This window comes from Pseudenhygromyxa sp. WMMC2535 (assembly GCF_011083025.2).
This window is the reverse complement of record NZ_JABJWV010000001.1, coordinates 4,207,175-4,226,007: the sequence shown is the minus strand read 5'-3', so window position 1 is coordinate 4,226,007 and position 18,833 is coordinate 4,207,175. Positions and strand designations below refer to the sequence as shown.

Below are 18,833 nucleotides of genomic sequence, written 5' to 3'. Positions count from 1 at the left end.
CCCTCGCAGTCACCTCAGGGCAGGCGAAGAACCGCGCTCTACTCGCCCTAGCCACGCCAGACACCTGGGGTCACACTCCCACCATGACATCCCCCGTCCTCGCCGCGTTCGAGCTCGGCTTCGCCTGGCCGGCCTTCGATCCCTTCTTGTTTTGCGTGCACCACGAGGACCACTACCCCGCGGGCACCGACACCCTCGGGCCGCCGCCGGCGAGCCTCGCGGGGCGCAACATCGGCATGGACTTCGAGCCCCAGGAAGGCTGGCGCATGTACCACGGCGACGTGGTCCCGGGCTTCCCTCGCCACCCGCACCGCGGCTTCGAGACGGTGACCTTGATGCGCCGCGGCTACGTCGACCACAGCGACTCCCTGGGCGCCACGGCGCGCTTTGGCCAAGGTGACGTGCAGTGGATGACCGCCGGCGCGGGCATCGTGCACTGCGAGATGTTCCCGCTGCTCGAGGCCGAGGCGCCGAACCCCGCGGAGCTCTTTCAGCTGTGGCTCAACCTCCCGGCCCGCAACAAGATGGTCGAGCCGCACTTTGCGATGCTGTGGAGCGACACCGTCCCCAAGCTCGAGCTCGAGGGCGGAGCGGTGCGCGTGACGGTGGTCGCCGGCGCGCTCGAGGGCGCCAAGCCGCCCGCGCCGCCGCCCAAGTCCTGGGCCGCCGAGCCCGACGCCGACGTGGCGATCTGGTCGATCGAGCTGGCTCCCGGGGCGCGCTGGACCCTGCCCCCCGCGCAGCCCGGCAGCAACCGCACGCTCTACTTCTTCGCCGGCGAGAGCCTCCAGGTCGGGGATCAGGTCGCGCCACCTTGCGGCATGCGCCTGCGCCCCGACCAGCCGCTGCCGCTGGTCAACGGCGCCAAGAAGGCCGAGCTCTTGCTGCTTCAGGGCAAGCCGATCGCCGAGCCCGTGGCCCAGCGCGGACCCTTCGTGATGAACACCCAGGCCGAGCTTCAACAGGCCATGGTCGACTATCGGCGCACGCACTTTGGCGGGTGGCCGTGGAAGCGCGACGACCCGGTGCATCCCCGCGAGGCCGGGCGCTTTGCGATCCACGCCGATGGGCGCCGAGAGGAGCGCTGAGCCGACTCGGCCAACTCATGGACGCGGGCGAGGCCGACGCTCGAGGCACGCTTTCTCGACGTCTTGGCCCTCTATGACAACAAGTGTGAGACAGCGAAGTCCCCGAGAGGCGAAATACCGACCCGAGTATCCCGGGCGCTTCGATGATCTCTCCGATGCCGAGAGCCACTGCCGCGACTTCTTCAACTGGTACAACAACGAACATCACCACAGCCGCCTGGGGCTGATGACCCCCCACGACATCCACCAGGCGCTCGAGAAGCGAGCCTGTGGCTACCGCAACCGCGCTCGCTTTTGCAACGCCATCCTGTTCCACTGCGGCAGCCTCGACCTCTATCCCAGCTCTCTTGCGACCAACCCGAATTCCTGAAGCCCCTTCCTGAAGCCCGTCGAGATCAAGGACCTGAAGTTCGGAAAATGAACGCGAATGAGATAACGGTGGTGCTCGGAGATGAACACGACGAGGGACTACGACGGCTCGTCGAGGACGTTCTTGGCAAGCTGGGGGCTGAATCGAGTACTCATGTTCGTGGAGTCGGAGGCTCCCAGGACATGGAGACCCTCGAAGTCGAAATCGATGGCCAACGGCTTGTGGTTGAGGCCGAGACCTACGTCGGGCTGTCGATTCACGGACCACCGGAACTCGTGCGTCGAGTGGAGTCTCAGGTCAAAACTCTGGCAGCATCAAAGCCGTAGGTCACGGGTCGAACGCTCTCCGTGTCCGCGGACCGGAACGCTGCCCACGATCGCTACCGGGCCTGGCTGGTCGAGCTTCTCCGCGAACGCACGGTGCAGCTGGTGACCGCCAGACCCACCCGCTACGAGGCCCCGGCAAGGAGTAGATCGATGTACAACGACATCATCAAAGGACTATCAAGCTCAGACCCGAAGATGAAAGAGCGCTCCGCAGACGAAGTGACCGATGTGGCAAATAATCTGCCGGAAAGCGAGGTTCAAGTGCTCGCTCAAGTACTCGCTGAGCAGGTACTTGCGGATAGCTCTGCGTCCTTCCGAGAGGCCGCTCTCAATGCACTTTGCGAGCTTCAGGATCAGATCAAGGCCGACATCGATGCCGGCGGCTATGTGGACGACCCTGAGTTCTGCATGATACGGAGCCGCCACGACCGTACCGGCTCCACCGACGCTCGGCTCGTCTATGCGGACGCCCTCTTCGTCGGAGGGTCGATGACGGCCCATGACTAGCTCGGCATCCGCTGGACCCACGCTAGTGATCACCAAGCAGGCGTCTCTTCCATCCGCAGCGTCTTCGCTGCGAGCGCAACATCGTGCAGTTGGGGGGCAAGGCGAGTCTGCCCCCACCTGCACGATGTTGCGCCCGCGCGTCCCTCAGACCGGCTTCGGCCGGGCGTCGATGCGCCTGCGGACCTCCCCATGCACCAGGTCCTCGACCCGATCCGAGCCCAGGAAGTCATGGGGAAAGCCCAGCTCGATCTCGCTGGCCGCGTCGAGCTTGGCCAGCTGCGCCTCGCTGAGCGTGACCGCGCTGGCGCCCATGGTGTCGGTGATCTGCCCGACCTTGCGCGCGCCCACGATCGGCAAATAGCGGTAGCCCTGCGCGCTGACCCAGGCGGTGGCGACCTGGGCCGAGGTCACGCCGAGCTCGTCGGCGACGGCGTCGACGACCCGGGCGATCTCCAGGTTGCGCGCGGCGGTCCGCCCGTGGGCGTCGTTGCCCTGCTTGCGCAGCGAGTCGCTGGCGTCGCCGCGGGTGTACTTGCCCGTGAGCACGCCGCCGCCGAGCGGGGCCCAGGCGAGCACCGAGAGCCCAAAGTGCTCGGCCATCGGCAGCAGGTCGCGCTCCGGGGTGCGCTGGAGCAGGCTGTACTCGATCTGTAGGCCCACGAAGGGGGTCTGGTTGCGCAGCTCGGCGGCGACGTTGGCGGCCGAGACCACCCAGGCTGGGGTGTCGCTGACCCCGACGTAGAGCAGCTTGCCGGCGCGCACGAGATCATCGAGGCCGCGCATGGTCTCCTCCCAGGGCGTCCACGGATCCCAGGCGTGGACCCACAGCAGGTCGATGTAGTCGGTCTGGAGCCGACGCAGCGAGCCCTCCACGGCGCGGACCAGGTTCTTGCGGTGGTTGCCGGCCGCGTTCGGGTCACCATGGTCCATGGTCAGGGTGTACTTGGTCGCGACCACCGTGCGATCCCGGCGACCCGAGGCGGCTTGCAGCCAGTTTCCGACGATCTCTTCGGTCTCGCCGCCGTGGTACTTGTTCGCGGTGTCGAGGAAGTTGCCGCCGGCCTCGGCGAAGGCGTCGAGGACCTGGTGGCTGGTGGCCTCGTCGGCGCCAAAGCCCCACTGGTTGCCGAAGCTCATGGTGCCCAGGCAGATCTCGGACACGCGCAGGCCCGAGCGACCCAGGAGTCGATAGCGAAGTTCGTTGGACATGCGCCGATGATACGAGGCTTCGCCCCGTGTCTTTACCGACGGCATGTCACGCTTCGTCGCGACCTCCCCAAGTCGGGAGGAGCGGCGCTCAAGCCCCCCGGTAGAGCTCGAGATCGAGGGAGAAGAGCTTGCCCTCGACGACAAAGACCCAGCGATAGGGTCGCGCCTCGACGTCCGTCAGCGAGCCGCGGGTGTGCAGCTGGACCTGCTCGTGGGCCTCGCCGAGCCACGGCTTGCTGCGGCTGGTCACGGTCAGCTCCTGCTCGAGGTGCAGGGGCGGGACCTCGTTCCTGGCGGCCTCGCCGAGGCGCGGGGTCCCGCTGAGCTGAATGTCGATCTCGAGCTCGCCGCCGTCGAGGCGCACGGTCTGATCGATGTTCGCGTTCATGGCGTAGATCGTGGTCACCACCGGCTGCGAGAGCACCCGGGCCTTGGCGTCGATCTGCGGGTCGACCTCGCGCACGTCCATGTCCACGCGGGGGTAGAGCCGCAGCGTCGCCCGCATCTGCACGGCCTGGGGGTTGGGCAGCTGCGGGTCGAACTCCTGGGCGGGGGCCTCGCCGACCAAATCCACGGTGGCCTCGTCGAGGCGGACCTGCTCCGGCGGCTCGAACTCGACGACGTTGAACAGCACCATGACCGCGCCGGCGGCGAGCAGCATCCAGCTGTTGGCGAGGATCCACTGCGCCAGCGCGCGGCCTCGCTGGCCGCCGGCGCCCGGACGGGGGCGCGCCTGGTGCTCGCCTTCTTCGATATCAGCGTCGGCGTCGGGCTCGGGCTCGATCTCCGCGTCGATATCGGCCTCGGTCTCGGACGCCTCGCTGGGCTCGCCTTCGCGCATGGCGGCACGCTGGCACAGCCGTGCTCGGCCTGAAAATTTTTGGCCGATGACGGACGGGCAAGACGACGGGCAAGACAAGGAGAGCGGCGGGCTCGACGCCCACCGCGCTCGCTCCACTCGGCCTGCCGACAGAGTCAGTCGAAGGGCACCTCGTCCACGCAGGCCACGGTCACCCAGGGCGCCGCGAGGTTGTTGCAGTTGTGCGGCAGGTCGCCGATCGCCTCGGCGTGGCCGGTGTCCGTATCCACGCTGTAGAGCACGTAGTTGTTGTTGGCGTTGGTGCAGGCGTAGAGCTCACCGGTCTCGGGATGCCACTCGATCCCCACGGAGTCGAAGGGCACGTCCAGGGGCGCCACCGGGGTCGCCGTGCCGGTGGCCGTGCTCAGGGTGTAGAGGGTGTTGGTGGTGTCGTTGATCGCGTAGAGCCCACCGATCTCGCTCGACCACGAGGTCCCCGAGTAGTGGAAGTCCAGGCCCAGCGGGCCGATCTCCGTGCCGTTGCCGGTCAGCGTGCTCATGGTCAGGAGCACGTCGTAGGACACGCTGACGCCGTAGAGCGCCTCGAGCTCGAGGCCGTTGGCCGTGATCCCGGGGATCGAGCCGAAGTTCGTCGGCCCGATCGGCGTGACCTCGCAGGTGCAAGGGTCGATGATGTCCAGGGTCTGATCGCTGCTGTTCGAACCATAGAGCGTGCCGTCGAGGCCAAAGGTGGTCGAGGGGTAGCCGTCGGTGACGTCGAGCTCGCAAAGGGCCACGGCCGCGCCGTCCGAGACCCGGAGCTTGAGCAGCTCGTGGGTCTGGTTGTTGACGCTCAGCAACCACGGCTCGACCACGTCGCCGGTCTCGGACTCGCCAGTCTCGCTCTCCGAGCTCGTGTCCGCGCTCTCGCCCTCGCCTGAGCTCGTGTCCGCGCTCTCGCTCTCGCCTGAGCTCGTGTCCGCGCTCTCGCCCTCGCCAGAGCTCGTGTCCGCGCTCTCGCCCTCGCCTGAGCTCGTGTCCGCGCTCTCGCCCTCGCCTGAGCTCGTGTCCGCGCTCTCTTCCTCGCCGCTGCCCGAGCTGCCCTCGCCGCTGGCCTCGCCGCTGCCTTCGGCGGTGACATCATCCTCGCTGGCGGTGTCCGTGTCGGTCCCGAGCCCGCCGCCGGTGGAGCCCGCGTCGTCGCCGGCGCAGGCGAGGCTGAACACGAGGCTCGAAGACAAAAAGAGGTTCACGCGTCGTCCCATCATCGCTCGACTCTTCCACGACATTGAGGCCGCTTCAACGGCGATCTGAACGGGTTTACAACCGCTCTGCGGGCGAGCACGAAATCGAACATCGACATTTGAATGTAACGATTTCACTCGGAACAATAGCTCGTATTCATACCCAAGCTCATGTTCACGACGGCCTCGCGCACAACGCACGGGCGCGCGCGCTCGTTCTCGCGCAAGCTCAGAGTCTGTGAATCTCTCCCGTACGTCGTCAGGTGCGTCGCTGGGCCCCGAGGCCCAGGACCGGAGCCGAAGGCATAGCGGGTGTATTTCGAGGCCTCGGGACACCGGCATCGGGGTCCTCGGGCGTGCATGGCGTCGTGGGGGAAGGATTCACAGACTCTCAGGTCACGACGACGCCGGGGCCGTGACGCAGCAGATACGCAGCGACCCCAAAGGCCACTGACACGTTGAGCGAGCCCTTGGTACCGGCCATCGGGATGCGAGCGATCCGCTCGCACAGCGCGAGGATGCGCGGGTCGACGCCCGAGACCTCGTGACCCAAGACGAGCACGATGCCCGGGTCCTGGGGCCCGCCGACGTCGGCCAGCAGCTCGAAGATGTCGCGGCTGCCCGGGCCGCCCTCGATCGCCCACAGGCGCAGGCCCGCGGCGGCCAGCTCGGTCGCGGCGGCCAGCGGATCCGCGTGGCGCGTCCAGGCCACGCTGGCCTCGGCTCCGAGGGCGGTCTTGACCAGCTTGGGGTGGTCCGGCGTGGGCGTGAAGCCGCCCAGGTGGAGGTGCTCGACCCCCGCCCCGTCGGCCGCCCGAAAGATCGAGCCGACGTTTTGCAGGCTGCGGACGTTGTCGAGCAGGGCCTGGATCGGCGGGCCCGAGGGCACCCGGGTCGAGCGGATCTCGTGGGTCTCGTAGGGCTCGCCCACGAAGTGGGTCGGCGCGCCGCACAGCGGGCAGCTCGCGCCCAGCTCGCTGCCTTCGGCCACGGGGAAGCGCAGGCCACAGGCCGCGGAGGAGCACAGGCGCGGCTGGTAGCGCACGGCGGGGACCATACGCGGGGGCTGGCGCGCTGAAAAGCCGCGCGCCCGTCATTGGCAGCGCGGCGGCGCCCCCTGCTCCCGGGCCGCGCAGGGCCGCCGATGATGGGCCCTCGGCCCCCCGTAGGCTGGCCCTGGGCCGGCTCGAAGACCAGGCGAGACCAGCGGCCGCGAGCGGCGATATACTCGTCGCGCGCGATGTCGTACCGGGACGAGCAGCAGGCGCTCTTGCTCGAGGTCAAGATCCTCGAGCGCGAAAACCAGCGCCTGCGCGAAGCCCTCGAAGCGTCCGAGGATCGCTTCAAGAGCGCGCTGCGCGAGGAGTTCGAGGCCCGGCGCAAGAACGTGCGCATGAGCTGCGTGATGTGTCAGGGCAACCTCCTGCCCGTGGCCATCGTCGCCGGCCACGACGTCCGCAACCCCCTGCCCCTGAAGATGAGTACCCTGCGCTTCGGCTCCCCCGACGGCGGCTTCACGGCCTCGGCCCCGGTTCGCTCCTACGCCTGCACGAGCTGCGGCTACATCCACAATTTCATCGACATGGGCTGAGGCTCCGGGCTCGCGCGAAGGCCTCGGGGACCCCTACAATGGGGCCCCGGCCCTGCGGCGCACCAGCCATGGCCATCGACGGCACCCCCAGCAACTCCGAGCACTCGGTCGATCGCTCGGTCGATCGCTCGGACGAGCGGCTCACCCACGAGCCGGCCGAGCCCCAGCTCGGCAGCGGGGATCCCATGGCCTCGATCCGCCCGGCCTACCCCGACTCGCCGCCGCCGCTGGCCCCGACCATCGAGCTCGACAGCGACTCGCCGACCCGCGACCCCCAGCTCCACGCCTCGGTCTACGAGATCACCGAGCAGCCCCACGGGGTGCTCTCGACCCAGGACAGCGGGCCGTTCGTGATCCCCGTGCGCGAGGCCGGGGAACGCTCCGAGCGCGACGCGAGCGACCCCGCCCCGGGCGCGCCCGAGTCCGGCGTGGCCTACGAGCTGATCGAGCGCATCGGCGAGGGCGGCATGGGCGAGGTCTGGCGGGCGCGGCAGCAGTCGCTGGGCCGGCGCGTGGCCCTCAAGCGCCTGCGCAAGGGTCGCGAGCGCCTGTCCTCGGTGGTCCGGCAATTCGAGAGCGAGGCCCGACTGACCGGCGCCCTCGACCACCCCAACATCGTCACGGTCCACGAGCTCGGCCGCGACCAGGTCGGCCGGGTGTTCTACACCATGAAGCTGATCGACGGCACGCCCTGGGATCAGGCGCTGAGCGCCTATCGCCGGCGGACCGCGGCCGGCGACGAGGTCGTCCTCGATCTCCGCGACCACCTCGAGATCCTGCTCGAGGTCGCCCAGGCCGTCGCCTTCGCCCACAGCCGCGGGGTCATCCACCGCGACATCAAGCCCGGCAACGTGATGCTCGGCGACTACGGCGAGGTCCTGCTCGTCGACTGGGGCCTGGCCGTGGCCCTCAGCCCGCTCGCGGAGCTCGGCGAGGCCAAGACCTGGATCCTCGCCGACCTCCCGCGCTCGGCCCTGGTCTGCGGGACCCCGGCCTACATGTCCCCGGAGACCGCCAAGGCCCAGCGCGAGCGCATCGGCCTGGCCACCGACGTCTACCTGCTCGGGGCCGTGCTCTTTCACGTGCTCTACGGCCGCCCGCTGCACGAGGGGCGCAGCGTCGAGGAGGTGATCACCCGGGCCAAGGCCAACGTCTGGTCCTTCCCCGAGGACATCCCGCGCAAGCTCAGGCCGTGGCACACGCTGCTGCGCCCGGTGATCGTCCGCGCCCTGGCCAGCGAGCCGAGCCTGCGCTTTCACGACGCCGAGGCCTTCGCCACCGCCCTGCGCCAGGCCCTGCGCAACTACGACTCGGCCAAGCAGGCCAGCCGCGCCCAGGACAAGCTCGCGCTGCTCGAGCGCGGCGAGCTCGACGTCGCCGTCGACTACCAGAGCATCGCCAAGATGGTGGCCAGCTTCGAGCAGGCCCTCGAGTCGTGGCCCGGCAACCTCACCGCCTACCACGGCCTCGGCCGCGCGCAGCTGCTCCTCGCCCGCGCGGCCCTCGACAACAGCGACCTCAACCTCGCCCGCTTCGGCCTGCGCTCCTTCGCCGAGCGCCCGCCCCCGCCCGAGCCCGAGCCCGAGCTCCAGCTCGCCCGGCTGACCTTGCATGGATCGGACCAGACGCTGATCGGCGCCCCGCGGCTCACCGACACCCTCCTGGCCATCGCCAGCTCGCGCAATTGGGTCAGCAGCGCGCTGCGGATCTCGAGCGCGGACCCCCTGGGCGGATCGAGCATCTCGGGCGAGCGCGCGGCCGCGAGCGCCTCGTCCGCGTCCGCGTCCGCGTCCGCGTCCGCGCCGGCGATCTCCCCGGCGGCCGCGACCGTCGACGCCTTCGGCCTCGTCGAGCAGCGTCGCTGTGTCCGCGCCGACGGGACCGGGGCCTCGGCGAGGCTCGAGCGCGGGCAGCTGTCGAGCCTGAGCGTGAGCCTGAGCATCGAGGGCCCCTACCTCGACGTGCGCCTGGCCGACGAGCAAGCCCTGTCCGATTGGGCACAGGCCATGCAGTCCGAGCTGGGGATGCGCGAACTTCGCGAGCAACGCCGGCGCATCACCTACGCCGGCCTGCGGATCCTCGCGGGCGTGCTCGCCCTCGGCCTGGTCCTCGTCGGCGCGACTGGCTGGCGCGCTCTCATGCGCGCGCAGGTCGAGGGCGATCGCGTCGCCCAGGTCCTGATTGACGAGCTCGCCGGGGCGATCGAGGCGGATCTCCTCGCTGGCCAGGCCGCGGAGCCGCGGGCCCTCACCGCTTCGAGCGCCGCGCTCCCCCGCGGCGTGGCCCGCGGACAGGTGTTCGTCTTCGACGCGAGCGCGCGCGTCCTCGGCCTCCCGCGTGAGGTCCCGGAGAATGATCGCGCGGCCTTGCTGGCCGATCCCCCGCGGATCCAATCCCTCGACCAGGCCCCCCTGTCCCAGGCGGCTCACCGCGAGTGGGTCGAGCGCGGGCGCCCCGAGGCGGTCTTCCGCGTCGAGCTGAACGCTCGCGCCGGGTACTGGGTCGGCGTTCGCCGCCTCGCCAGCGCCGGCGACCCGGGCCTGTGGGTCGGCGTCGTCGTGCCAGAGGACCACTTCGTGCCGCCGGGGTGAGGCCTGCGCTGCACGGATCTTGTACACTCGCGTCAAGCATGGACGCCGAAGCCGCGCTCAGCGTACACAACCTCGCCTTCCTCGAGGCCCTCTACGAGGCCTACGAACGCGACCCCAGCTCCGTCGATCCCCAGTGGATCCCGCTGCTCGAGGATCGTCAAGGCGAGGACTCGTCCACCCCTGCCCGCCTGCACAGCGCAGAGCCTGGATCGACCGCAGAGCAGATCGCTCTCCAGACCGCCGTCGACAACCTGATCGAGGCCCACCGCCTCCACGGACACCTGGGCGCGGACATCGATCCGCTCTCCCGCCCCCGCCGCGCCGACGCCACCGAGCTCGACCCCAAGCACTACGGTCTATCGGAGGCCCACTACGATCGCCTGTTCAACTCGAGCGGGCTGACCCCCGGCAAGGCCACGCTGCGCGAGATCCTCGACCGCCTGCGCAAGACCTACTGCCGCCACGTGGGCGTGGAGTACTGGCACCTCTACGACACCACCCAGCGCGCCTGGCTCCAGCAGCGCATGGAGGGCTGCCTCAACGAGGTCACGCCGCCCAAGGACGAGCAGCTGCGCCTGCTCAGCAGCCTGGTCAACGTCGACACCGTCGACCACTTCCTGCACTCCAAATTCCTCGGCGCCAAGCGCTTCTCGATCTCCGGGGCCGAGAGCCTGATCCCGCTGCTCGACTGCCTGATCGAGGGCGCGGCCGACCACGCCATCGGCGAGGTCATCTTCGGCATGGCCCACCGCGGGCGCCTCAACGTGCTGATGAACATCCTCGGCAAGTCGCCCAAGGAGGTGTTCTCGGAGTTCTCGAACACCGACGCCGAGAGCTACATCGGCGCGGGCGACGTCAAGTACCACCTCGGGTACCACCGCATCCGTCGCACGGCCACGGGCAAGGACATCTACCTGGCCCTGGCCTTCAACCCCAGCCACCTCGAGGCCATCACGCCGGTCATCCAGGGCCGGGTGCGGGCCAAGCAGGACGCCGTGTCGACCCTCGGCCACGCCGCCAGCTTGGCGGTGACCATGCACGGCGACGCGGCCTTCTGCGGCCAGGGCGTGGTCGCCGAGACCCTGAACATGGCGGCCCTCGACGGCTACGAGTGCGGCGGGGTCATCCGCGTGGTGATCAACAACCAGATCGGCTTCACCACCGACCCCAAGGACGCGCGCTCGGGCGTCTACGCCACCGACGTCTCTCACGTGCTCGGCGTGCCGGTCTTCCACGTCAACGGCGACGACCCCGAGGCCGCGGCCTACGTCGCCCGCCTGGCCGTGGACTGGCGCCAGCGCTTCCACCGGGACGTGATCATCGACCTGATCTGCTACCGCCAGTTCGGGCACAACGAGGGCGACGATCCGACCTTCACCCAGCCGCGGATGTACGAGATCATCAAGAACCACGCCTCGGTGCGCAAGCAGTACGAGGCGCGCTTGATCGAGCGTCAGACCATCAGCGAGAGCGAGTGCGAGGCCATGGCCGAGCGCTTCACCGCCGAGTTCGACCAGGCCCTCGACGAGGCCAAGACCAGCGATCCCAAGCTGGCCTTCGCGCCCATGCACGGCATCTGGGAGCGCTACAAGGGCGGCCCCGAGCGCGACGCCGGCGAGCCCGAGACGGCCATCCCCACGCCCGAGCTCGAGCGCCTCGGCGCGGCCCTGACCACGATCCCCGAGGGCTTCCACATCCACCGCAAGCTCCAGCGCCTGCTCAAGCAGGCCAGCGAGATGTACGCCGGCGAGGCCGAGCTCAACTGGGCCGCGGCCGAGCTCCTGGCCTACGCCTCGATCGTCGATCAGGGTCACCCCGTGCGCATGTCCGGCCAGGACGTGCGCCGCGGGACCTTCAGCCACCGCCACGCGGTGTTCACCGACACCAAGAACAACGAGACCTGGACCCCGCTCCAGCACATCCGCGACGGCCAGGCGCCCTTCTCGATCTACAACAGCCCGCTGAGCGAGTTCTCGGTGCTCGGCTTCGAGTTCGGCTACTCCCTGGCCGCGCCCCACGGCCTGACCATCTGGGAGGCCCAGTTCGGCGACTTCGCCAACAGCGCCCAGGTGATCATCGACCAGTTCCTGTCCTCCTCCGAGGACAAGTGGAACCGGATCAGCGGCCTGACCTTGCTGCTGCCCCACGGCTACGAAGGCCAGGGCCCGGAGCACTCCAGCGCCCGCCTCGAGCGCTTCTTGCAGCTGTGCGCCGAGGACAACATGCAGGTCTGCTACCTCACCACGCCGGCGCAGCTCTTCCACTGCCTGCGCCGCCAGGTGCTCCGCAACTGGCGCAAGCCCCTGGTGATGATGTCACCCAAGAGCCTGCTGCGCTTCCGGCCCTCGTTCTCGCCGCGCGAGCGGATCATCGAGGGCAAGTTCCACCGGGTGATCGACGACCACGCCGCCGACCCCGAGAAGGTCGAGCTCGTACTGCTCTCGGCCGGCAAGGTCCACTACGACCTCCGCGAGGCCCGCGAGACCCGCGCGCGCGAAGACGTCGCGCTCGTCCGCGTCGAGCAGCTCTACCCCTTCGACTCGACCGAGGAAGAGCTCGCCGCGGCCCTCGCCCGCTTCCCCAAGGCCAAGATGGTCCGCTGGGTCCAGGAGGAGCCGCGCAACATGGGCTCGTGGCCGTTCATCTACCCGCGCCTGCTCGAGCGCTTTGGCCAGTCCCACACCCTCGAGTACGCCGGCCGGGCCGCGAGCGCCTCGCCGGCCACGGGCTCCCCCGAAGCCCACAAGGTCGAGCTCTCCCGCGTCCTCGACGCGGCCTTCGCCTGACACCTCTCTCTCGCTCCGCTCTCACGCTCTACTCCGCTCCACCTCCCCGTACCTCCGTACACGTCCGTCATGGCAACTAATATCGAAGTCCCCGCCCTCGGAGAGTCCATCACCGAAGCGATCGTCGCCCGCTGGATCAAGCAGGTCGGCGAGCGCGTCGCCACCGACGAGCCCATCGTCGAGCTCGAGACCGACAAGATCACCGTCGAGGTCCCGGCGCCCAGCGCTGGCGTGCTCAGCAAGCAGCACGCCGCCGAGGGCGACACGGTCAACGTCGGCGACCTGATCGCCGAGATCGACGCGAGCGCCGAAGCCAGCCCCGAGTCCAAGCCCGCGGCCTCCAAGTCCGAGCCCGAGTCCAAGCCCGCGGCCTCCGAGCCCGAGTCCAAGCCCGCGGCCTCCAAGCCCGCCCCCGCCGCGAGCGGCGGCCAGACCCTGATGCCCGCCGCCCGGGCCGAGGCCGCGCGCACCGGCGTGGACACCGCTGGCGTCCAGGGCAGCGGTCGCGGCGGCCGCGTGCTCAAGGAGGACGTCCAAGCGGCAGCCTCCAAGCCCGCGGCCTCCAAGCCCGCGGCCTCCAAGCCCGCCCCCGCTCGACCCGCTGCGCCCTCCGAGCCCGGCGAGCGCGAGCGTCGGGTCCGCATGACCACGCTGCGCAAGCGCATCGCCGAGCGCCTGGTCCAGGCCCAGCAGACCGCCGCGATCCTCACGACCTTCAACGAGGTCGACATGTCCGCGGTCATGAAGATGCGCTCCTCTCTCAAGCAGGACTTCATCGACGCCCACGAGGTCAAGCTCGGCTTCATGTCCTTCTTCGTGAAGGCCACCGTGTCCGCGCTGCGCAAGTTCCCGGCCGTCAACGCCGAGATCGACGGCGACGAGATCGTCTACAAGAACTACTACAACGTCGGCGTGGCCGTCGGCGGCGGCAAGGGCCTGGTCGTGCCCGTGGTCCGCGACGCCGACGCGCTGTCCTTCGCCGACATCGAGAAGGAAATCTCCCGCCTCGCTGGCTTGGCCAAGAACAACAAGCTCCAGCTCTCCGATCTCACCGGCGGCACCTTCACCATCTCCAACGGCGGCATCTACGGCTCGATGCTCTCGACGCCGATCCTCAACCCGCCGCAGACCGGTATCCTCGGCCTGCACAACATCGTCCAGCGCCCGATGGCCGTGGACGGCAAGGTCGAGATTCGCCCGGTCATGTACCTGGCGCTGTCCTACGACCACCGCCTGGTCGACGGCCGCGAGGCCGTGCAGTTCCTCGTCCACATCAAGGACGCCATCGAGGACCCGCGCCGCCTGCTGCTCGACCTCTAGTCGACGCCACGCACCAAAAGCACAGGACAAGCCATGGACAGCTATGATCTCGTCATCATCGGCGCGGGCCCTGGCGGCTACGTCGCCGCCATCCGTGCCGCCCAACTCGGCCTGAAGGTCGCCTGCATCGAGAAGGACGCCACCTTGGGCGGCACCTGCCTCAACGTCGGCTGCATCCCCAGCAAGGCCCTGCTCGAGTCGTCCGAGAAGTACGAGGAGGCCATGGGTCACCTCAAGGCCCACGGCGTGCTCGTGGGCGAGGTCGGCCTCGACCTGCCCGTGATGCTCGGGCGCAAGGACAAGATCGTCAAGCAGCTCACCTCGGGCGTGGCGATGCTCTTTCGCAAGAACAAGGTCGCCGAGCTCCACGGCTTCGGCCGCTTCACCGGCGAGCAGGAGGGCGAGGCCAAGGTCATCGAGATCGTCGATGGCGAGGGCAAGGTCAGCCAGCGCGTCGCCGCCAAGCACGTGCTGATCGCCACCGGCTCCAAGGTCGCGACCATCCCCGGCGTCGAGCTCGACTACGACAAGGTCGGGACCTCGACCGAGGCGCTGGCGTGGACCGAGGTCCCCAAGCACCTCGTGGTCATCGGCGCCGGCGTGATCGGCCTCGAGCTCGGCTCGGTGTGGTCGCGCCTGGGCGCCAAGGTCACCGTGCTCGAGTACATGCCCAAGATGCTCCCGAGCATGGACCCCGAGGTCGGCCGCACCGCCGAGAAGCTGTTCAAGCGCCAGGGCCTCGACCTGCGCTTTGGCGTCAAGGTGACCTCGGCCAAGGTCGGCGGCCCCGAGGGCGCTCAGGTCAGCTACGAGGACGGCGAGGGCAAGGCCCAGACCCTCGACTGTGACCGGGTGCTGGTCGCCGTCGGCCGCCGCCCGATGACCGACGGCCTCCAGCTCGACACCATCGGCCTGGCCACCAACCAGCGCGGCTTCATCGAGGTCGACGAGCACTACGCGACCAAGGTCGCGGGCGTGTGGGCCGTCGGCGACGTGATCCCCGGCCCGATGCTCGCCCACCTGGCCGAGCACGAGGGCGTGGCCGCCGTCGAGACCATCGCCGGCCAGCCCGGCCACGTGAACTACGAGGCCGTGCCCAACGTGATCTACACCCACCCGGAGATCGCCAGCTTGGGCAAGACCCCGGCCGAGCTCGACGAGGCCGGCGTCCCCTACCGCGTGGGCAAGTTCCCGCTCACGGCCAACGGCCGCGCCAAGGCCCTCAACGCCACCGACGGCTTCGTGAAGATCATCGCCCACGCCGAGACCGACCGGATCTTGGGCGCGTCGATCATCGGCGCCCGGGCGGGCGACCTGATCGCCGAGATCGCCGTGGCCGTGGAGTTCTCGGCCTCCTCCGAGGACCTCGGGCGCTCGATCCACGCGCACCCGACCCTGGCGGAGACCGTGAAGGAAGCGGCCCTCGGGGCGCTGGGGCGGTCGATCAACTTCTGATCGAGCGCGCGCTCGGGCCGAGGAGGCTGCGGGCGAAAGGAGAGGGTCGACGGCGCGCCGTCGGCCCTCTCTTTTTCATGCCCTTGCAGCGAGGATCAGGGAATGTAGATCACCTCCCCCTTCATCCCCCCCGGATACCCGTACCCCGACGAGGGATCTTCATACCCATTGAAGTCGCTATACCCGTACTGAATGATCCCAAACGACCCCTCGCTGTGGATCTCGTGCGGCCCCTCCTCGACGGCGACGTTGGCCACCTCCCAGTCCCCGATCACCGCAAACGCATCGGCGATCACCACATCGTCGAGCACCACGTCGGGCCCGCCTGCCTCGCGGATCACCTGCACATAGTGCTCGTCGTAGTTGTAGCCCGTCACGAACACATAGCGATCCAAGAATTGCGCCGTGGGCACCATCTGGACCATGGCCGGCGAGCCGCGGTTGTCCGCCTCGTAGTGCCCGGCCACGTACTGCACGGGCATGAAGGGGCCGTCGGCGCTGAAGTAGAGGTTTGTCGCGTTGTCGACCACGAGCTCGGCCCAGTCGCCGCGCTTGGCCAGGGCGATCGGCGTGCCCTCCTGGGGCGGATCGACGCTGACGGTGATGTCGTCGGCGCCGGCGTAGATCCGCCAAAAGTGGCGCTCCTGGCCGCGCAGGGGCGAGTGCGGGCCGACGTACTCCATGCCCCAGTAGTCGAGGGGCAGGACCTGCTCCTGGACGAAGTCCGAGCCGCGGTTGCAGGCCGTGTCGACGTCGAGGGGCGGCGAGCAGCCCTCGATGGCCGAGCCCGAGCAAAAGGGCACCCGCAGGCCGCGGATCGCCGAGACCAGCCAGATCGGCTTGTCGGCGGTGACCACCGTGCCCGAGAGGTCCTGCGCGCAGCTGGGCGCGCCGTTCTCGAGCGAGGTGTCGATGCGCACGTTGTCGAAGCGGTTGAGCAGCTGCTCGCCCATCTCGCCGCCGGCCACGAAGGGCAGCGGCAGGTTGTCGCCGGCCGTGTCGACGCTCGGCCACCAGCGCAAGGTGGTCTGGTCTTCGAGGGCGATGGCCACGAAGTAGCTGGGCACGACGTAGGCCTTCTCGCCAAACACCACGTACTCGCCGGTGAGCATGTGCTCGGGCAAGAGCAGCGAGGAGCCGTTGGTCGAGGAGCCCTCGAAGGGCGAGTGCAGGTAGGCGACGACGGGCAGGTCGCTGACGACGTGGTGGACCGCGCCCGAGCGATACATGGAGGTGACCTCGTAGTACTCGGTCAGCTCGCCGGGCAGCTTGAACACGTGGGACTCGCCGGGCTGGAGGGTGATCGGGCCCTCGACGAGCTCCTCGATGTTGCTGCCCTCGGGGGCGAAGCGCAGCTCCACGGTGGCCGGGAGCTCGAGCTGCGGGTTGCCGACGACCATGGCGTCGTCGGGCAGCTCGTCGAGCTGGGAGTCCGCCTGGTACATGCTCGTGGCGTAAAACGAGCAGCCCTCGGAGCTGGCCGTGTCCTGCAGGGCCTCGCAAGGGCCGACGCAGGCCGCCACGCAGCTGCCGTCTTCGCCCTCTTCGAAGCAGGTGTTGCAGCTCTGGTAGGTCCCGCAGGCGCTCGCCTCCCACTCGAGGCCCGTGGCCGCGCAGGTCTCGATCACGCTGGCGTCGTCGGTGCAGCGCGTCTCCTCGGGCACGCAGATGATCGTCGGGCCGTCGTCGGTGGACTCGGAGTCCCCCGAGGGCGTGCCCTCCTCGCTGCTCTCGGCCTCGGCCTCGTCGTCGCTCCCCGGCGGGGGCTGACAGGCGAGCATCGAGATCGCCGCGAGGGAGAGCGCGCCCGAGTAGAGGAGGCTCGCTAGGGGTTCACGGTTGGGGCCAGGGATGGGGACGGCGGCGGGGGAGCGCTCGAAGTAAGTCATGTTAGGTAACCATCGATAGCACAGGCGCACGCTGGAACTTGCGTGCGCCTGTCCGTCCGGGCAGCCTGGCCGCCGTGCCCGACAACGGCCGATCCCTGGCCGCGCTCTTGCGGCCGCTGCTCTCGCGCCTGCGCGAGCAGCCCCACGTGGGCGCGGCCGCGTTGGCCTTGCTCTTCACCTACGCCTTCTTCGTCGGGCCGCCCGCCTGGAACCAAAACTCCCGCCTCGCCCTGACCCGCGCCCTCGTCGAGCAGCGCGCCGTGACCATCGACGACTGGCAGGTGACCACGGGCGACAAGAGCTTCCGCGACGGCCACTTCCATAGCGACAAGGCCCCCGGGGTCTCGCTGCTCTCCACCCTCCCCTACGCGCTCTTCGTGCTCGAGCGCCGGCTGACCGGCGGCGACCTGCCCGACGTCCGCGTCGCCCCCCTCGACCCCACCTTGGTCGCCGCGGACGCCCTGCCCGAGCCCGAGGATCGAGCCCCCGGCGACGCGCTGGTCTACAACCCCGCCCAGCTGACGGCGCTGTGGCTGTGCCGGATGTTCGCCGTCAGCCTGCCCACGCTCCTGGCCGGCGGGCTGCTCTACCTGCTGATCCTCGGCGACGCGCCCATGCCGACCCAGGCCCAGCGCCGCCGGGCCATGGCGGTGAGCTTGCTGTGGCTGCTGGCCACCCCGGCCCTGGGCTACGGCTGCGCCCTCTATGGCCACCAGCTCACGGCGGCGCTGCTGATCTCGAGCGTCGCCCTGGTCGTGCTCACGGCGCCCACGCTCGCGCGGGATCCCAGCCCACGCGCCGAGCGGGGTCTGGGCCTGCTCGTCGGCGGGCTGCTGGGCTGGGCCGTGCTCGCCGAGTACACGGCCGCGGTCCCGGTCGCGATGATCGTCGCCTGGATCGCCTGGCGCCGCGGCTGGCGCCTCGCGCTGTGGACAGCAGTGGGCGGCCTGCCCTGGGCCCTGCTCCTCGCCGGCTACCACCAGTGGGCCTTCGGCGGCCCGCTGAAGACCGGCTACGACTTCGTCTACCTGCCCGAGTTCGCCGAGGGCATGGCCGTGGCCTACGGCATCGGCCGACCCGACCCCGCCGTGGCCGTGCAGCTGCTCTTTGGCAGCTACCGCGGGCTCTTTTATCTCTCCCCGGTCCTGCTGCTCGCGGCCTGGGGCCTGGCCACTCGCAAACGCGCAGCTGACGCCGATTCTGACCCGCTCGCTTCGCTCCGCGGCGGCGACCTCGTGCTCGCTGCCGGGATCTTCGCCTGGTACCTGGGCCTCAACAGCGCCTACTACATGTGGGATGGCGGCGCGTCCCTGGGGCCCCGGCACATGGTCCCCGCCCTGCCCTTTTTGGCCCTCGGCCTGGCCGTGGCCTGGGATCGCCTGCCCTGGGCCACCCTCGTCCTCGGCGCCCTGTCCTGCGCCCACATGGTGCTGATCACCGCCGCCGGCCCCGAGGCGCCGGGCTACGGCAACCCGATCTGGGCCTACGCCCTGCCCGAACTCTTCGCCGCCGACCAGCCGGGGACGGCCACCACCCTCGGGCGCCTCCTGGGCCTGCCCGGACCGCTGAGCCTGCTGCCCCTGGGCCTGCTGTGGTGGCTGCTGTGGCCCTTCGGCTCGAAAACGCCCTGACCTGAGCGCCCCTGCGCGGACCAGACG

14 protein-coding genes and 1 pseudogene are annotated in these 18,833 nt (G+C 69.6%); 10 read left to right on the top strand and 5 right to left on the bottom strand.

Annotation, left to right across the window (positions count from 1 at the left end; translation table 11 throughout):
* Positions 1-83: 83 nt before the first annotated feature.
* The 4 genes and pseudogenes from G6O69_RS16645 to G6O69_RS16630 all read left to right on the top strand — a co-directional run bounded on the left by G6O69_RS16645 (position 84) and on the right by G6O69_RS16630 (position 2,291).
* Entirely contained in the window at positions 84-1,088 is a 1,005-nt protein-coding gene (locus tag G6O69_RS16645; RefSeq protein WP_172304483.1) for a pirin family protein, read from the top strand.
* A 112-nt stretch (positions 1,089-1,200) separates the two neighbouring features.
* Positions 1,201-1,335, top strand: a pseudogene (locus G6O69_RS40255) (integrase core domain-containing protein); the annotation flags it as partial.
* Positions 1,336-1,505: 170 nt separating this feature from the next.
* Positions 1,506-1,784: a hypothetical protein gene (locus tag G6O69_RS16635; RefSeq protein WP_172304481.1), complete on the top strand. Its 279-nt coding sequence runs from the start codon at positions 1,506-1,508 to the stop codon at positions 1,782-1,784.
* 150 nt (positions 1,785-1,934) lie between these two features.
* Positions 1,935-2,291: a hypothetical protein gene (locus G6O69_RS16630; protein WP_172304480.1), complete on the top strand. Its 357-nt coding sequence runs from the start codon at positions 1,935-1,937 to the stop codon at positions 2,289-2,291.
* A gap of 144 nt (positions 2,292-2,435) precedes the next feature.
* Here G6O69_RS16630 and G6O69_RS16625 read toward each other — a convergent pair whose 3' ends face one another.
* The 4 genes from G6O69_RS16625 to G6O69_RS16610 all read right to left on the bottom strand — a co-directional run bounded on the left by G6O69_RS16625 (position 2,436) and on the right by G6O69_RS16610 (position 6,588).
* Positions 2,436-3,500, bottom strand: coding sequence for an aldo/keto reductase (locus G6O69_RS16625; protein WP_172304479.1), 1,065 nt, complete (start codon positions 3,498-3,500; stop codon positions 2,436-2,438).
* 88 nt (positions 3,501-3,588) lie between these two features.
* Positions 3,589-4,341, bottom strand: a complete 753-nt coding sequence (locus tag G6O69_RS16620) for a hypothetical protein (protein WP_172304478.1) — start codon at positions 4,339-4,341, stop codon at positions 3,589-3,591.
* Between the two features lie 134 nt (positions 4,342-4,475).
* Entirely contained in the window at positions 4,476-5,567 is a 1,092-nt protein-coding gene (locus tag G6O69_RS16615; RefSeq protein WP_172304477.1) for a hypothetical protein, read from the bottom strand.
* A 367-nt stretch (positions 5,568-5,934) separates the two neighbouring features.
* Positions 5,935-6,588: a TrmH family RNA methyltransferase gene (locus G6O69_RS16610; protein WP_217909850.1), complete on the bottom strand. Its 654-nt coding sequence runs from the start codon at positions 6,586-6,588 to the stop codon at positions 5,935-5,937.
* A gap of 195 nt (positions 6,589-6,783) precedes the next feature.
* Between G6O69_RS16610 and G6O69_RS16605 the strand changes: the two genes are divergently transcribed.
* The 5 genes from G6O69_RS16605 (at position 6,784) to lpdA (ending at position 15,286) form a co-directional block, all read left to right on the top strand.
* Positions 6,784-7,134 carry a hypothetical protein gene (locus G6O69_RS16605; RefSeq protein ID WP_172304475.1) on the top strand — a complete coding sequence of 117 codons (351 nt, stop codon included), beginning with the start codon at positions 6,784-6,786 and terminating at the stop codon, positions 7,132-7,134.
* A 68-nt stretch (positions 7,135-7,202) separates the two neighbouring features.
* On the top strand, positions 7,203-9,725 hold the full coding sequence (locus G6O69_RS16600) for a serine/threonine-protein kinase (RefSeq protein ID WP_172304474.1): 2,523 nt from the start codon (positions 7,203-7,205) through the stop codon (positions 9,723-9,725).
* Positions 9,726-9,763: 38 nt separating this feature from the next.
* Positions 9,764-12,511 (top strand): 2-oxoglutarate dehydrogenase E1 component, encoded by a 2,748-nt coding sequence (locus G6O69_RS16595; RefSeq protein ID WP_172304473.1) that lies wholly within the window; start codon positions 9,764-9,766, stop codon positions 12,509-12,511.
* Between the two features lie 69 nt (positions 12,512-12,580).
* Positions 12,581-13,831: a 2-oxoglutarate dehydrogenase complex dihydrolipoyllysine-residue succinyltransferase gene (odhB, locus tag G6O69_RS16590; RefSeq protein WP_172304472.1), complete on the top strand. Its 1,251-nt coding sequence runs from the start codon at positions 12,581-12,583 to the stop codon at positions 13,829-13,831.
* Positions 13,832-13,864: 33 nt separating this feature from the next.
* Positions 13,865-15,286: a dihydrolipoyl dehydrogenase gene (gene lpdA / locus G6O69_RS16585; RefSeq protein ID WP_172304471.1), complete on the top strand. Its 1,422-nt coding sequence runs from the start codon at positions 13,865-13,867 to the stop codon at positions 15,284-15,286.
* A gap of 95 nt (positions 15,287-15,381) precedes the next feature.
* On the opposite strand, the gene G6O69_RS16580 is transcribed toward lpdA, so the two are convergent.
* Positions 15,382-17,175, bottom strand: coding sequence for an IgGFc-binding protein (locus G6O69_RS16580; protein ID WP_172304470.1), 1,794 nt, complete (start codon positions 17,173-17,175; stop codon positions 15,382-15,384).
* 38 nt (positions 17,176-17,213) lie between these two features.
* On the opposite strand from G6O69_RS16580, the gene G6O69_RS16575 reads away from it, so the two are divergent.
* Positions 17,214-18,806 carry a hypothetical protein gene (locus G6O69_RS16575; RefSeq protein ID WP_172304469.1) on the top strand — a complete coding sequence of 531 codons (1,593 nt, stop codon included), beginning with the start codon at positions 17,214-17,216 and terminating at the stop codon, positions 18,804-18,806.
* Positions 18,807-18,833 lie beyond the last annotated feature (27 nt).